The following is a 16595-nucleotide window of genomic DNA, read 5'->3' as shown; positions in this document are numbered from 1 at the left end:
ATTTTTTACCTAAGAGTTGACTGGGAGAGATCAATTAAAAATTGCACAAATAAATTTTAAAAAAATATGATTATTTTCTAAAAAATATTTCATCAGATCTCTAACACTTTCAGCTATTGTTCTTTAGCAGAAGTAAAGAATGCATTCACCATCTATAAAACTCCTTTGGCCCAGAGCCACACCCTGAGCCAAAGGAGTTGTTCAAATCTCCGTTTATCACTTTTGGGTTTACTTGCCTCCTGCTGCTCTCTCCATTTCCTCCAGCTTATTTGCTCTGCCATTAGCCTCGAACTTGCTGCCTTTGCTGAAGCGGTAACGCAGGTTTATTCTGAAGCTTTGCGTGCCCTGGTATTGCTGGGAAGTAATGCCGTTTCCGTTCAGCATAGTATCGCCTTTTAAGCGGCGGGTGCGGAAAATATCTGTCATCGCAAGGCTTACTTCCAGTTTATCCTGCAGGAACGATCGTTTAACACCTGCATCCAGCCACCAGCTCGACTTGATGTTGTAAAAACCATAGGCAGTTGGGCCCTGATAAGCGGCATTAACTTCCATTTTGATATCCTTTGGCAGCTGCACGTTCTGCGTTGTTTGTGCCGAGAAGCTTACCTGTTCGTTCTCGCGCAGCTGGTCTGCGGCCTTCTGGGCAAAGCTCTGGTAAGCGATAGTTGCCGTGTTGCTCATCTGCCAGTTGCTGGACAGGCGCACAGGTGCTACCAGGGTAGCGTGCATGTTGGCGGCGTCGTCTACGTTCTGTTGCTGGAAAGTAACCACCTGCTCGCCCGGCACCTGGTTATGTATCTCAGTTACAAAATCTTTTGACTTGGCATAGCCCAGCACCAGCATGTAATTCTGTTTCAGGGTTTGGGTTACCGAGAAAGCGTTGGTATACTGCGGCTTTAGCTGCGGGTTACCTATTACCAGAGAGTAAGGGTCGATGTAGAATACAAAGGGGTTCAGGTTTTCGTAGCGTGGCCTGTTAATACGGCGGCTGAAACTATAGCTGATCTGGTAATTCTCACTCACATGCTGCTGTACAAACAGGCTTGGGAACAGTTCGAGATAGCTTCTTTTTGTAGTTTGATCCAGAGTTTTGGAGTTGCCTTTGGTATTGGTTTGCTCGGCACGCAGGCCCGCTTGCAGGCTCCACTTTTTACCAAATGTTGTAGAGTAGTTAGCATAGGCAGCGTAAATGTTTTCTTCATAAATAAAGTGGTTGCTGCGGCTGTTGTCCTGCTGTTTCTGGCCGTCCACCGACTCATAAAAACGTAGCTCGTTATCTGATTTCACATAACTGCCCTTCGCTCCCAGTTCCAGTTTACCTGTTTTACCCAATCGTCTGGAGAAGTCGGTTTTGCCGGAATAGATGGTGTAGTAAGCAGGGTTTTCAGCCAGCAGCAGGTCCGAGAACAGCGGAGCGTTGTTGCCCAGGCTGTCGTAGGTGTTCCGGAACATAGACATATCCTCGCTGATCAGGGTAACAAAATCCACATCCGCCGACAAGGTAGTGCCCATGGTGTCGAGCTTGCCCAGGTAGTGCAGGTTCAGGGTATTGTTGTTATACTTGGTTTCAGATTTGTTCAGGGCATCAATGTACAGGTCGTGTTGCGGGTTGCCATCGCGCAGCCAGGCGCTTGTCCGGATGTTGTCGTGGGTGCGGTAATTGGCTGCAGTTGCCATCAGGCCAATGCTGTGTTTGCTGTTCAGCTCGTAATCGGTGCCCAAGCGCAAGGCAGGTACAAAGCGTCGGTTCCGCTCTAAAGCTTCCTGCTCCAGGCTTTGGCCGGCATTACCGCTGTAGGTGCGCTGCATGTTGTTTGTTCTGTAGAAAGTACGCTCCGCCAGATCCAGGCTCGCCACAGAGTTCCACTTGCCCTGCTTATGGTTCAGGTTTGCGCCGGCCGTAAAACCAGGCATTTCGTTATGCTGATAACCTGCGTACGCGTTGCCGCTCATACCTTTGGTCTCGTTCTTTTTCAGGTTGATGTTCAGGATTCCGGAAGTGCCTTCTGCCTCATACTTTGCCGATGGATTGGAGATGATCTCCAGGTTTTTAATGTTCTCGGCAGGCATACTTTGCAGCATGTTCTGCAGCTCCTTTGCCGACAGGTAGGTAGGCTTTCCGTTCAGCATTACCTGCACGCCCGCCTTACCGTTTAGTTTTATACTTCCGTCCTGGTCTACCCACACACCCGGTGATTTAGTTAATACTTCGTAAGCAGTGCTGCCACCTGCCAGGGCAGTGCCCTCCACGCTCACCACCATTTTATCGGCCTCGGCCACAACCGTTGGGCGCATGGCCTGCACGGTTACTTCTTTCAGCACCTGAGCGTCTTCGGCAAGTATAAGGGTGCCAAAGTTTTTGCCCGGCCCCTCCCCTGTTACCTCGAACAAAGCAGTTTCCAAAGCCTGGTAGCCCAGGAACGTAAGCTTCAGTCTATACTTGCCGGCGGCAGGTGCTGCAATCGTGAAATTACCTTCCATATCGGCAATGGTACCGGTAGCAATGGTGTTGTCGGCAGCTTTTAGTACGGCCACGTTCACGAAGCCGAGCGGCTGTCCTTTCCCATCATTTACAGTGCCGCTGAGTGTGCCTTTGCCCTGCGCAAAAGCTCCTGTTCCGAAGGAAAGTAACAACAGGATCATTAAGAGTTGAACTGATTTCATGGTTTTATTTCGTTTAAGTTTTACATGCTTTTCTTTCAGCCTGCGCTGATCATTAAGTCAAATATCAGGTGCTGTAAACAGGTATGAAATCAGGTTCTGATGAAGCGGGATTTGGTCACTATGAAAGCGGAATTCCGGTAGATGAAATGGAATAAGGATGGGAATGAAAGTGTGCTTTAGGGGGATGAAATGGAAGTATAGCCTGGAGCCGGTTTGCTTCTTAGCTATAACTTGTTTTTATTCGGAGGCTGTAAAGGTCAATCTCAGATTATGAAAAAATATGAAATAGGATATAGTGATACTTGGCAAGCCGCTCCTATGGCATATTGGGTACATATCGAAAAAGAAAATAAGCTTTGGGTTGCCGCAGAAGAGTTTGACCCACCAGCGCCTAAACGGGACTCAAAAGGCATGTACAAAATCTATAACGTAGAAGTTGATGGCTTTACTTTTATCTTCTCTTCAATCGAGCAGCTTGAACATTGTATAGATATCCTTTCAATGAAATTGCTTCCGACATCAATAGCATTAAGTGAAAAAAGACCTGGATATGTAGGACCCAATTCCCATTGGTTAAGCAGACTTCCAGCAAAAGTAAAGCCTTGGAGTTACCGACAGAAAGCTGTAAAATACTTAAGAAAGGTAAAGGAAGAAATAGAAAACAGACTATAACCAAACCTATAAGTTAGCTACGCCACCTTATAACAGAGCTGAAGTATAAAAACCAAAGATTCAGCAGAAGTATCATTGCCTGATATTACAGATCAGTATATTCTCTGAAACAAACACCCAGCAATACATGCGAAGCAAGTATTACCCTTTCCTCAGACTGATTGGCATTGCCGCTATCACAACGGTGCTGTTATACTATGCTTTGGTGTATGTACACAATGGCACCATCTGGCTATTTAACAGGGGCGTACTTGCGGAGCTGGCATTTGCTTTTTTCTTTCTACTGGCGCTATTCTGGTCGCATACCCTTATTTCTAAGTTTTTTACATCCAGTTCTCTGGCTAATCTTCCGAGAACATTTAAAGCCATTTTGGAGGGAGTTACGGTAATCCTAACCAGTGTGCTGATCTGTTATTTGCTGTATTATTTGCCTTATGTGTACATCTACGAGTTGGCAAATGTACAGCTGGACCTGTTACCGACACGGGTGCGATTGGCCTATGTGATCAGCAGTATAGCGTCCCTCTTCTTTTATTATTTTGTGGAGCGCGAACGGAACATAAAGCAACTGCAGGCGGAGCATTTACGGGCTGAGCAGCTACAAAAGGAAAACTTCAGGGCACAGCTCGAGTCGCTGAAAAACCAGGTAAACCCGCACTTCCTGTTCAACAGCCTGAACGTGCTGGGCTCGCTCATTTACAAGAACCAGGACCAGGCGGTGCAGTTCCTGGGGCAGCTCTCCGAAGTATACCGCACTCTGCTCGACAGCGGACAGCAACAACTGGTGCCGTTGCAGAAAGAGCTGGAGCTGGCCAATGCCTACATCTACCTCATGAAAACCCGTTTCGGTGATAACGTGCAGTTTGAAGTAGAGGTGCCGCAGGATAAATTGCAGCTTCAGCTCCCGCCTACTTCGGTGCAGTTGCTGATTGAAAATGCCATCAAACACAACGGCTCCACTTCTAAAAAACCATTGGTGGTTAAAATCTATACTTCCGGAAACAAACTGGTGGTGGAGAACAACCTACAGCCCCGCCTGAGTGAAGTAACTTCTACCGGCCTGGGCCTACAGAACATCAGCAACCGCTACAAATACATGAGCGATGAGCAGGTGGAGATAAACCAGAACGACTCCGCTTTTACCGTTAAACTACCTTTGCTAAGCACCGACGAAGTATGAAAATAGTCCTTTTTGAAGATGAACAACTGGCTGCCGAGGCCCTGCAAAGTATAATCCAGCGGCTGCGCCCGGAGCCAACGGTTCTGGCTATACTTGGCTCGGTTGAAGAGGCTGTTCCCTGGCTGCAACTGCACCCTTCCCCGGACCTGATCTTCTGCGACATTCATCTTTCCGACGGCAACAGCTTCGAGATATTTAAGCAAGTAGAAGTAAAATGCCCCGTCATCTTCACTACGGCCTATAACCAGTATGCCATCGAAGCTTTCCAGGTAAACAGCATTGATTATTTGCTCAAGCCCATTAAACCAGACGAAGTAGCCAAGGCACTGAAAAAGCACGAAGAACTGCGCAGCCACCACCTCGCTCAAAGCCTGGGTAACCTGCAGCAGCTGGTGCAGGCACCGCAGGTACAGCCGCAGCAAAGTATAAAATCCCGTTTTATGGTTAAAAGCGGACAGGCTATCAAAGCCATACCTGTAGAAGAAGTAGCTTATTTTCTGGCCGAAGAAGGCGTGGTTTTTCTTGTAACTTTCCAAGGCAAACGCTTCATCATCAACAACACGCTCGACCAGCTCGAAGAGCAACTGGATCAGCAAGCGTTCTTCCGGGTAAACCGCCACCTCACGGTACACATCAACGCGGTGCAGGAAGTCCGGCCCTACTTTAAAGGCAGGCTTTCGTTGCTTCTGAATCCGCCGGCAGCAACAGACCAAGTGGTCAGCAGCAACCGCGCCCCGGCTTTCCGCCAATGGCTGGATCTGTAGCGTAACCTCCCCTTTTATTCTACCTTACTAGCTTCGTATACTTCCACCTTGAAAGAGGCAACAACAAGTATAAACCGGCACTTTTATACTTGCCTTTAACACCTTTGCTATCAGCACGTATACTTAGCGCCTCCACTTAATGCCAAAGCAACAGAAGCGTATTACCTGGCGAGGCGTGTTTTAAAGCGAATACTTTATACAGTAAGGCACCTGCAACTGACCAGGTACAGGCAGGGAGTAGAACACTATGCCTCGGGGTAAGTATAAAATAAAAGGCCGGAAAAACGTTACATAACAAGCTGTCTGAAACCAGTTATCGAACACTTCACCTATGCCTACACTACAGCAAAACGATGTATTTGCAGACCGTTACCGTCTAAAAGACCTGCTGGGCACACACGGCATCTCTGAAGTATGGCTGGCGGAAGACCAACAGGAAAGCAGGGAGATGGTGGCCGTCAAAGTATACGCACCTCAATTCAGGCTGGAAGAACAGGTTTTAAACCAGCTTCGGGAAGACTACGTCCGGATCAATGAGCTGGACCACCCACACCTTTTACAGTTTCACCATTTCGACCAGCATCAGGGCATGCCCTACCTGGTTTTGCCCTATATGGAGAATGGCTCGCTGGCACAACGGCTTTACGACAAAGGCCCGCTTACGGCTTATGAAATCGCATTGCTGTTGAAGCAGGCAGGAAGCGCGTTACACTACCTGCATACCCAGCAGCCTCCTGTGCTTCATCAAAGTATAAAACCTGAAAACATCCTGATTGCCGAGGACGAGAGTTACCTGCTGGCCGACTTTGGCATCAGCAATCGTACGCGCATACTTCTCCGCAAAGCTACCGGGCTTGACACTTCGCTGCCTGCAGCGTATGCAGCGCCGGAGTTCTTTGCAGCCCAGCCCGTCAAAAACGCAGCCAGCGATATTTTTGCTTTGGGAGTTACGCTTTACGAGCTGTGTACCGGCGAAGTGCCGTGGCAGGGAAACGGAGGACTGGCCCTGCTGCAGGGTGCCGAAGTGCCCTACCTTCCGGGTTCCTATGACCGCGTGCTCAGCAACATTGTAAGGGTGTGCCTGGATCCGAACTGGGAAAAGCGCCCCACAGCTGCAGAACTCGAAGCAGAAGCCACATACTTTCTGGAAAATGGCAAGTGGAAAACCTACGGCAGGTTCGGTATTGTGACGGCCAACGTGATCGAGTATAAACGTACCCCCTGGTACAAGTATGCGCTGGCAGGTATTGCCGCTTTGCTGGTTCTGCTCGCAGCCGGTTATTTTTATTACACCCGGTACTATTTACCCGGTAAAACAGGTAAACCAGCCGAAAACAAAGTGATCACTGTACTGCCCAACAAACCCGACGAGCCGAAAGAGAGCCAGAGCACCGGCAGTACAGCGACACCTCCACCAACAGAACCCATTGCGCAAAAGCGGTCGCCTGAAACTACAAGTACAAAACCACCTGCTCCTCCTAAAAAAGAGGCTGTTACTACCCCGGCTACCGAAACATACAAATCAGCAGTTGCAACACAGAAGCCTGCACTCACAAAGCCTGCCTTTGCAAAACCACGCACCTTACGCGCTTTCCTGGCACAGATGGTAGATGAAAAGGTACCCATTGAGGTAAGGGAAAAATGGAAACCGGATATGCTGAAACTATTCGCACCCGGTGCAGCAGTGTATTATGCCGAGGGCAGCGAGGCGGTCAGCAGGTTCAGTGCCGGCGAGTTCGCCGATATTCTGCTCAGTGCCGATAGTACCAGCACCGTCACCATCGACAGCACCCAGGAAGATGACAGCGGAAAGATAAAGGAGCTTTATGTTCGTATGATGGCCGGCGATTAGTATTCACATCAACATGCCAACAAGTATAAAAGCCACTCCAGGTAATCCGGAGTGGCTTTTATACTTGTTCTCACACTCTCTGAAGTCCTGAGTTGACTGCTGTTAGACGATCTTACTCAAGCGCCCGCTCATACGGCAGATTTGAAGACTGCGTCTGAGAGTAGGGTACGTTCTGCGGTATGTAATCATCAGGTGCGCCTGGTTTGCTGTAATCGTAAGGCCAGCGGTAAACAATCGGCATCTCGCCAGGCCAGTTGCCGTGCCCCGGAAGTACCGGTGTGGTCCACTCCAGTGTATTGGAGTGCCAGGGGTTAGCTGTTGCACGGCGACCTTTGTACATGCTGTAAAGGAAATTGAACAGGAAGATGAACTGGGCAAAGAAGCCCATAATGGCGGCTATACTGATGAAGATGTTCAGATTCTGGAACACATTAAAAGCTTCAAAACCTGTCCAGGAGTAGTATCTTCTTGGGAAGCCGGCAATACCGATGTAGTGCATTGGGATGAACACCAGGTATACTGCCAGGAAGGTAAGCCAGAAATGCAGAAAGCCCATTTTCTCGTCCATCATGCGGCCAAACATTTTCGGGAACCAGTGGTAAACGCCGGCAAACATCCCGAAGAATGCAGCAGCCCCCATCACCATGTGGAAGTGCGCAACCACAAAGTAGGTATCGTGTATCTGTATGTCCAGCGAGGAGTTACCCAACACAATGCCCGTTAAGCCACCCGAGATAAAAATCGAAACAAAAGCAATGGCAAAAAGCATGGCCGTCGTAAAGCGTATGTTGCCCCGCCACAAGGTAGCCAGCCAGTTAAACACCTTCACCGCCGACGGCACGGCAATGATCAGGGTCAGGAACATGAACACCGAGCCCAGGAACGGGTTCATGCCTGAAACGAACATGTGGTGTGCCCATACAATAATCGACAGCAGGGAAATTCCTATCAAAGAACCAATCATGGCCCGGTAACCAAAGATCGGTTTACGGGCATTGGTAGCGATAATCTCAGAAGTGATCCCGAACGAAGGCATGATCACGATGTATACTTCAGGGTGCCCCAGGAACCAGAACAGGTGCTGAAACAGCACCGGGCTACCGCCCGTGTTTGACAGCGCCTCCCCGGCAATGTAGATATCAGACAAGTAGAAACTGGTGCCGAAACTGCGGTCGAAGATCAGCAGAATGGCCGCCGAGAAAAGCACGGGAAAAGATAAAAGACCTACGATAGCTGTCAGGAAGAACGCCCAGATAGTAAGCGGCAACTTCGTCATCGACATGCCTTTTGTTCTCAGGTTGATCACGGTCGTAATGTAGTTCACACCGCCCAACAACGTAGATACAATGAACAAGGCCATCGAGATCAGCCACAGCGTCATGCCTAATCCGGAGCCGGATATCGCCTGGGGCAGGGCACTCAGCGGCGGATACACGGTCCAGCCACCACCTGCAGGCCCAGTTTCGATGAACAGCGAAGCAAACATGATCACGCTTGAAAGGAAGAAGAACCAGTACGAAAGCATGTTCATGAAGCCGGATGCCATATCGCGGGCACCGATCTGCAGCGGGATCAGGAAGTTAGAGAACGTACCGCTCAGGCCGGCTGTCAGTACAAAGAATACCATGATGGTACCGTGCATGGTAACCATGGCCAGGTAAAACTCCGGATCTATTTTGCCGTTGTCCACCCACTTTCCCAGGATCGGTTCCAGGAAAGTATAGGTTGCCTCGGGCCAGCCCAGTTGCAGGCGAAAGAGTACGGAAAGGAAGCTTCCTACAAAAGCCCAGAAAATACCGGTGATCAGGTACTGCTTGGCAATTACCTTATGGTCCTGGCTAAAGATGTACTTCTCAATAAAGTTCTGCTCATGATGCTCGTGCTCTTCGTGCACTTCTGGCATTTCCCTGCCGGTAGAAAGATCTATGGTAGCCATCGTTAATCAGTTAAGTGGATAATCTTTAACGTGCCCGTATGCTTCCCTCGCCTCGACGTACAGGAGCAGAAGCTTTAATGACTCATACTGTAAAATGCCGTCAAAAGATTTCACTTTTCTGTGTCAACCCCTTATAAACCTGGCATTTAAACACAATCTAAAGTATACCACGCAAACAGAAAAGCCGCTTTACCGGATAGCAAAGCGGCTTGTTTCACGCATTCGGACATGCTGTGTTTAGCTTACCCGTTCGTAACAGCAGTTTTTCAAATTAAAGAAGACTGTTAAGCAGGAACAGAATCAAGATCCCTGATCTGCTCTTTGTAAGCCGGCGGTAAGATCAGGGCTTTCAGCAGCCAATCCATATTCAGTTTGCGGCTCACTTTGTACATGCCCAGTACAGGGGTAACAAGCGAGATCGGGCGCAGTCGCAGCAACTGGCGCACCCGTGTGGGCATGACCAGGATCTGGGCTTCGAGCAACAGCCGGTAGCGTACTGCGCCCAAGTGTTTTCGGTACTGCCCGTACAAATCATGTGTAAATCGGCTCGGTTCAAGGTTTTGCTGCAGATGCTGCTCCCGCATCTGCAACCACTCGGTAAAGGTGTCAGGCAGCCCTTTTATTCCCATGCGGCGCCCCACCCTGCTGAACACATCAAACACTTCCTCTTTTTCCTGCTCCGTCAGCTTTCGTTCCAGCAGCTCAAAGGAGCGGATCGAATAATCGATCAGCATGAAAAGCACATCGCGGTAAGCCCAATCCGGAATGCGGGTGCCCCTCTTAGCTTCGACGCCGGCATGTATGGCCGACATTTTATCAATGGCGCGGTGGGCGCCTTCTTTTTCAGAAAAAACGATCTGCCGGGCATATGCCACCGTAGAAAACAACCTGCCCAGCGGATCGGAAGGCAGTCGGCCGGTGAAATAGAGCCAGTCCACAGCCTTGTTCAGGGCAAACTCCGCAGAGGCGCCGGCAAATATAAACAGGATCGTATCGCCGGTTCCCCAGATCTTCCTGACGACAGAGCCTTTATCAACAAAAAATTCCATACTTCTAAAACAGCCTTCCGCCCGAAAACGTGCAGTGTTTCCTCCAGCAAAATACATATCTTGTAAGTACTTAAACCATTATGCTGCTTCATGACTTCTACGATTCAGCACGCCCTGGATTCGATAATGAATTCCCGGTATCCTGACCACCAGCCCGGTGCCGCCCTGCTTGTAACTTCCGACGGAGAGACTTTGTATTCGAAGGGCTTCGGACTGGCAAAACTCACGTACAGGGAGCCTGTTTCAGCAGCTACAAACTTCCGCATGGCGTCGGTATCGAAGCAATTCACGGCCATGTGCATCCATTTGCTGGAGCAGGATGGCAGGTTGTGCTACGAAGACACGTTGCTGCATTTCTTCCCGGAATTCAACCCTGTTATTGGTAGCAAAATTTCCCTGCACCAGTTACTGACCCACTCTTCGGGGCTACTCGACTACGAAGCGTTTGTAGATGAAAAAGCCACAAAACAGGTTTCTGATGAACATGTGCTACAGATAGCAGCTGCGACAACGGAGTCGTATTTTGAGCCCGGAACAGCTTTCCGCTACAGCAACACGGGTTATGTGTTACTGGCCCTGGTAGTAGAGCAGGTGTCGGGTCTAGCTTTCGGCACCTTTTTGCAGCAGTATATCTTTGAACCGCTCGGAATGAAGAACTCTATACTTTATAAAGAGAACCTTAAGATTCCTGAAAGGGCCATGGGGTATGCTTATAACGCGGCTAATGCGCCTTACTTCTCTGATCAGAGCACCTGCAGCGCAACAAAAGGGGATGGTTGCATTTATACTTCGCTGCAGGATTACCAGCTATGGCACAAGGCGCTCCGGCAACCAGGTCTTTTCGAGCTACAGCCTCTGCTGGACAAAGTATACTTCCCCATTGACAAGGAGCGAAACTGGTTTTATGGCATGGGCTGGTTCTTCTCCAGGAGAAAAAATGGCTCTTGTGAAATGTACCATACCGGCAACACCTGCGGCTTCAGCAACCTGGTAATCCGTCTGCCGGAGCAGGACAAACTGATCGCATACTTTTCCAACATTGCCGATAACCAGCACCTGCTCACCGACTTTCTGGATGTACTAAGCAACTTCCCGGAATTCAGCCCTAAGTCAGACTTGGTACGGCAGCTTGGGGAGTTGACACGGTAAGAACAAATACTGCGCACCAGACCTCACAGCGTGCTCAGCTCCTGTGAGGTCTGTGCTGACAGCTTCGCAGGTAATCACCATGACACTCACAGGTCTGTCAGACACTGTGAGGTCAACCTATTTATCCTTTTACATCCAGTACATCCTGATTCAGACAAACAAGTATAAAAGTATAAACCCCGCCCCCTGCGTGTTACAGGAGGCGGGGTTTATACTTTGGAATTACACTTCTGTTACTGTTTTATCTCAGAATAAAGTGGCTTCTCACGCAAGTCGATCAGGGTTTGTTGCGGAGAGATGCGCTTGGCGCGAAGAAAACGTTTGAGCTCGTTCGCGTCGTGGTTAGCAGCTGTCGGGTTCATGCTGTTGATCCTCACGCGGCCGGCAGAGTGAATGAATTCCTGGTTACCGCCTATCCACATGCCCACGTGCACCACACGCTCCGGCTTGCCGTCTTTAGCAGGCACACCGAAGAAGAGAAGGTCTCCCGGACGCATGTTATTCCAGCCATTCTGCGTATCAATCAGCTCACCCAGGTGCACTTGCTGCGAAGCATCACGTGGCAGCACCAGTCCGTTCATGAAGTATACCGTCTTGGTAAAACCGCTGCAATCCACGCCTTTGAAGGAGGTACCGCCCCACAGGTAAGGCACACCCAGCATGCGCTTGCTTGTCTCCACCAGGTTTTGCTCGGTTGGTTTGCGGCTCGCCACCCACTCGCTGTACTTGACAGCATCAGCAGCAGGTATAAAGGCCGTACGGCCATCCGGGAAAGCTACTTCGAAGAAGTTCTTGCTCTTGTTTTTCAGCACCACCACATCGCCGTACACCATGTCCGAAACAGTGGCAGCTTTCGCATCGGCAGCGGCATACGCAAAGCCATATGGGTTTGTGTAGAGCAGCTTCTCCCCTTTCTGCCAGTTATTAAAGGTTTCCTCGTCCATCAGCGCAAGACCACCATAGTCTACCCAAGCCAAATACCCATCTGGCGTCTGCACCAGGTACCAGCCGTCTTCTTTCTTCCAAACACGCACCGGTGTACCCATGGTAGCCTGTGTGGCCAGTTCGGCAGAGTGCTTTGGCTGCGAGCGCAGGTTAGCTACCGAAATGGTGATGGTTCCCTGGTGTTTGCCTCCCAGTTCAGCTTCGGGCAGTACCTGCAGGCTGTCCTGAAACGTGATGTTGCTGGCACGCAAACGCTCCAGTAAAGCGGCTTTGGCCTCCGGCATGTTTGTTTCGCCGGATAGAACATTGCCTTCGTGTTTCACATCGAACAGGGCAACGCGCTTGTCAGGAGCAAACTGTTGGCGCACGGCATCAATGTGCGGCTGTGCTGCAGAGGCAGCCGGAGCAGGCGCGGCAGGTGCTGATCCTGTAGAAATGGTCTTACCGGAGGAGCAGGCTACCAGAAAACCCAGCAGAAGAAGTAACGGACTCTTTTTCATCTATAGAATAACGTTTTTACAAGATAAAAATTCATTTTACCAAATTCCCAAGTATGAACATTTAGTCAGCAGGTGCATACTTGGGAACTAGAATGGCTATTAGTTTGGTGCAACCATCTGCATCAGCAGAGCCGACAGATAACCCCCATAGGTACCGACAGCATAGCCAAATATTGCTAAAAGCACACCTACCGGTGCCAGGGCAGGATGAAAAGCGCTGGCCACGATCGGGGCTGAGGCAGCACCACCTACATTCGCCTGGCTGCCCACTGCGAGAAAGAAGAATGGTGCCTTAACCAGTTTCCCAACAATCAGCAGCAGCGTCATGTGTACCGAAATCCAGATAATGCCCACCAGGAACAGGCCCGGATTGCTGAACACAGCGGCAATATCCATCTGCATACCAATAGTTGCCACCATGATGTAGAGGAACAGGCTGCCAATGCGCGATGCGCCTACGCCTTCCAGTTTTCGCGCCCGTGTAAAGGACATCAGCATACCGAATGCAGTAGCCAGCACTACCAGCCAGAAGAAGCCGGAAGTTAAACTATACTGCTCCAATTGCGGCGCATTCGTCTTTATCCAGGGTGCAATGATATCAGCCAGGAAGTGTGCCAAACCTGTTATTCCCAGTCCTACACCAACAATCATCATGGTATCGGTAAGGGTAGGTATACGCATGATGCTCAATCTATACTTTTCTACTTTCTCTTTCAGCTCATTCACGGCACTGCTGTCGGCTTTAAAGAACCGGTCAACTTTCTCGGATATTCCCGCCCCATACAGGAGCACCGCCATCCAGATATTTGCTACGATCACGTCCACGGCAATTACTGCCGAGAACAGGTTCGGATTCGGCTGAAACACTTCGTACATCGCCAGCTGATTGGCACCTCCGCCAATCCAGCTACCGGCAATCGTAGACAGGCCGCGCCACACGGCATCAGGTCCTGCCCCTCCTACAATGCCCGGGGCAAAGGTAGAAACGATAAGTATCGCAATCGGACCACCGATAACGATACCTACAGTACCTGTAATAAACATCAGTCCGGCTTTGTGGCGTAGCTTCCAGATCTCCTTCAGGTCGAGCGAAATGGTAAACAGCACCAGGCTGGCAGGCAACAGGTAACGAGAAGCCACCTGGTACAACCCGGAATGCTCCCCTGAAATGATCCCGAACGAGTTTAAAAGGCTCGGAATAAGATAACACAGCAATACAGAAGGTACTACGGAATAGAATTTTCTGAAAAAAGGGCGGTCGCTGGAAGAGGTTGCAAATACGAGTGCAAGTATAGTAACCAGTATGCCCAGTACGACAGCATCGTTGGTGATAAAGGGGGCGGGTGAAGAGGCTTGCTCCATAAAAAGGTAAAAAGTTGGTTGTGTTGGTAAAGTTAGTGTTTATAGTTGTTGATGAGCAAAGCCAGTCGCTCCAGGTCTTCAGAAGTATGCAGGCTGCTCAGGATAACCCGTGTTATGGGCTCATCGGAAGGAGTCGGATACCGGAAGCTGGAGATAATAATGCCGTGCTCCAGCAGGTAAGTATAGAGCCCTTGCTCGTCGGTGCTAAAGACCGGGTAATCAGCGAAAGAGCGAAACAATTCCGGACGGTCAAGCCGTTGGCGGAAAAAGCTGATGTTGTGGAATAATTGCCGGCGCGCTTCCGCGAAGACCTCTTCGGAGCGAAGAAAAGCATACAGGTAAGCCGGTATGGCCGGCGAAGCGCCTCCGAAAAAAGAGCTTGCCCGCAGCCGGTTGATCAACTGCTGATCGCCCAGTATAATACCCGCCGGAATGCCCAGGGCCTTCCCCATCGAGCTGATCACGACCAGGCGCACCTGCTGCAGATGACCCAGCTGTCCGTAAATACCCGCACCATCCTGGCCTGTCACGCCAAAGCCATGCGAATCGTCGACGATGAGCGTGATCTGTTTGTTTTGCGGCAGCGCACTTACCCAGCTGAAATTATACTTGCGGGCCTGCAAGGGATCCAATGAATTCGTCACAATGACCAGGTGCTTTTCCGGCATTACAGGTGTCTCCTGCAACAGCCAGGCAACCCAGGCATCGTAATCATGCGACGGATGGGGCGCATCTGCCGGGCTCCGCCACAAAGCCGGATGGGTGCCGGGCGCATAGATAAACCGGCCACTCCCCTGCAGGCTGTGTGCCAGCGTTTGCCCCGCCAGGTATCCCGACGACATGGTTAAAGCCGCTTCTGCCCCGGTGTAAGCGGCCAGGTAATTTTCCGCCTCCTCAAACACCTGCAACTGCAGGTTGGAGTTGCGCGAACTGGAGTAGTTAGTTCCGTAGTAGCAAAAGCCCTCCACCAGATACTGCCTGAACTGTTTGTTACAGGCAATACCCAGGTAAGACGTGCCACTACAGAACAAATGCTCTACACCATCCAGCACCAGCGAGCGGCCCGGCAGGCGGTCGGTATAAACAACTTGGTTGGGGTCAGACATTAGCCGATCAGGGTGGCTCCCGTTCCGTTTACTGGTGCGTAGTTTACTTTACCGTAATCGATGGTAACGCCGCTGGCGATGTCTTTGCTCAGCAACAGGGCGCCGTCCATGTCCACGTAATCCAGCAGTGGCAGCAGCTGCGCGATAGCCGAAATGCCAACCGACGACTCAGTCATGCAGCCCACCATCACTTTCATGCCTAATTTGCGGGCTTCCGCGATCATGCGGCGGGCAGGCGTCAGGCCGCCACATTTTACCAGCTTGATGTTCACGCCATGGAAATGACCGTGGCACTTGGCCACATCGGCTTCCGTAATGCAGCTTTCATCGGCAATTACCGGCAGCACCGAATGCTGGTATACCTGCTTCATGCCTTCCATGTCGTCGGCACGCATGGGCTGTTCTATAAACTCCACGCCAAGCGGCTTCAGCTGACGCGCATTTTCGATGGTTTCTTCCACACCCCAGGCACAGTTGGCATCTACGCGGAACACAGCGTCGGTATGCTTGCGCAGCTCCCGTACAATCTCCACATCGTTGGGCGTACCCAGCTTGATCTTGTAGATTGGCCACGGACGCTCCTGCAGTTTTTTCACCATGTTCTCTACGGTATCGATACCGATGGTATAATCGGTGAGCGGCGTCTGGTCGTCGTTCAGACCCCAGATCTGGTACAGCGGCTTTCCGTTCATCTTACCAAACAGGTCGTTGGCGGCCATATCGAGGGCACACAGGGCAAAGGGGTTGTCGGCCAGCAGGGGCTGCATTTTGGCCCAGAATGCTTCGGGACTGCTCAGTTCCGTTGATTCGATCTGCTCCCGGATCTGCTCCAATGCATTGGTCATGTTCTCGATGGTGAAGCCGTAGTACGGGTTGCTGGTGGCCTCGCCGTAACCTTTGTGCTCCCCTTCCTGCAACTCCACGATCAGGGTTGGCTGCACATCGCGGGAGTCGTAGGCGATGGTGAAAGTATGTTTAAGCGGCAGGTCGAAGGAACGAACAGTAAGTTTCATACAGTATCTGTCTAGGTTTTTATTTTCGAAACTGAATATATGCTTTTTTTATAATATCAACTATACAATTCCGTTTTATTAAGCATTTTTTGCGTTTTTCTGCAGTTTTTATCTCTCCGGATTCATCATTCCCATACCAGCCTAAGAACAGGGAAGTATAAAATTCACACCACCAACATCTCACTAATAATTAGGGCAGTATTTTATTTTAGCGCTAGGGATCAAAACAAGCTGTACTTAAAGCTTCTGTTGCACACAAGTATGGCTCTCATGCTTCTTACTTGCCAGTATTTGCCGGTTTACAACAAATCCTTCATTAAAGCAGCATGTTCTGGCACAGGTTATACCTGATCTATACTTAACTCCCCAAAAGTATAAAACACAAAAGCCTTCCGCTGCTAAG

At 50.2% G+C, this 16595-nt stretch carries 12 protein-coding genes; 5 read left to right on the top strand and 7 right to left on the bottom strand.

All coding sequences use genetic code 11. The features are described from left to right. Window positions 1-228 precede the first annotated feature (228 nt). Window positions 229-2664, bottom strand: a complete 2436-nt coding sequence (locus MJ611_RS13580; RefSeq protein WP_250430362.1) for a TonB-dependent receptor domain-containing protein — start codon at window positions 2662-2664, stop codon at window positions 229-231. Window positions 2665-2934: 270 nt separating this feature from the next. Between MJ611_RS13580 and MJ611_RS13575 the strand changes: the two genes are divergently transcribed. From MJ611_RS13575 to MJ611_RS13560, 4 genes are all read left to right on the top strand, one after another. Then, window positions 2935-3336, top strand: a complete 402-nt coding sequence (locus MJ611_RS13575; RefSeq protein WP_250430361.1) for a hypothetical protein — start codon at window positions 2935-2937, stop codon at window positions 3334-3336. Between the two features lie 127 nt (window positions 3337-3463). Next, entirely contained in the window at window positions 3464-4516 is a 1053-nt protein-coding gene (locus MJ611_RS13570; RefSeq protein ID WP_250430360.1) for a sensor histidine kinase, read from the top strand. Next, window positions 4513-5280, top strand: a complete 768-nt coding sequence (locus MJ611_RS13565; RefSeq protein ID WP_250430359.1) for a LytR/AlgR family response regulator transcription factor — start codon at window positions 4513-4515, stop codon at window positions 5278-5280. The genes MJ611_RS13570 and MJ611_RS13565 overlap by 4 nt, the downstream gene beginning before the upstream one ends. 331 nt (window positions 5281-5611) lie before the next feature. After that, entirely contained in the window at window positions 5612-7132 is a 1521-nt protein-coding gene (locus tag MJ611_RS13560; protein WP_250430358.1) for a serine/threonine protein kinase, read from the top strand. Window positions 7133-7244: 112 nt separating this feature from the next. Here the strand turns inward: MJ611_RS13560 and MJ611_RS13555 are convergent, their stop codons facing one another. Both MJ611_RS13555 and MJ611_RS13550 read right to left on the bottom strand, forming a co-directional pair. Next, complete coding sequence (locus MJ611_RS13555; RefSeq protein ID WP_250430357.1) at window positions 7245-9068, bottom strand: cytochrome c oxidase subunit I; 1824 nt, start codon at window positions 9066-9068, stop codon at window positions 7245-7247. A gap of 284 nt (window positions 9069-9352) precedes the next feature. Then, window positions 9353-10117, bottom strand: coding sequence for an oxygenase MpaB family protein (locus MJ611_RS13550; protein WP_250430356.1), 765 nt, complete (start codon window positions 10115-10117; stop codon window positions 9353-9355). 90 nt (window positions 10118-10207) lie between these two features. Here MJ611_RS13550 and MJ611_RS13545 point away from each other — a divergent pair, with 90 nt between their 5' ends. Then, window positions 10208-11266: a serine hydrolase domain-containing protein gene (locus tag MJ611_RS13545; protein WP_250430355.1), complete on the top strand. Its 1059-nt coding sequence runs from the start codon at window positions 10208-10210 to the stop codon at window positions 11264-11266. Between the two features lie 233 nt (window positions 11267-11499). Here MJ611_RS13545 and MJ611_RS13540 read toward each other — a convergent pair whose 3' ends face one another. From MJ611_RS13540 to MJ611_RS13525, 4 genes are all read right to left on the bottom strand, one after another. After that, window positions 11500-12711: a C40 family peptidase gene (locus MJ611_RS13540; protein ID WP_250430354.1), complete on the bottom strand. Its 1212-nt coding sequence runs from the start codon at window positions 12709-12711 to the stop codon at window positions 11500-11502. A gap of 99 nt (window positions 12712-12810) precedes the next feature. Beyond that, window positions 12811-14073 (bottom strand): DUF819 family protein, encoded by a 1263-nt coding sequence (locus MJ611_RS13535; protein WP_250430353.1) that lies wholly within the window; start codon window positions 14071-14073, stop codon window positions 12811-12813. Window positions 14074-14105: 32 nt separating this feature from the next. Further along, entirely contained in the window at window positions 14106-15179 is a 1074-nt protein-coding gene (locus MJ611_RS13530; RefSeq protein ID WP_250430352.1) for an aminotransferase class I/II-fold pyridoxal phosphate-dependent enzyme, read from the bottom strand. Beyond that, window positions 15179-16192: a dipeptide epimerase gene (locus tag MJ611_RS13525; protein ID WP_250430351.1), complete on the bottom strand. Its 1014-nt coding sequence runs from the start codon at window positions 16190-16192 to the stop codon at window positions 15179-15181. Before MJ611_RS13525 ends, MJ611_RS13530 begins: the two co-directional genes overlap by 1 nt. Window positions 16193-16595 lie beyond the last annotated feature (403 nt).

The sequence above is a fragment of the Pontibacter ruber genome (assembly GCF_023630205.1).
GTDB classification, from domain to species: Bacteria; Bacteroidota; Bacteroidia; order Cytophagales; family Hymenobacteraceae; genus Pontibacter; species Pontibacter ruber.
Note: the sequence above shows the minus strand (reverse complement) of the source record. Positions and strands in the feature narration are given on the sequence as shown.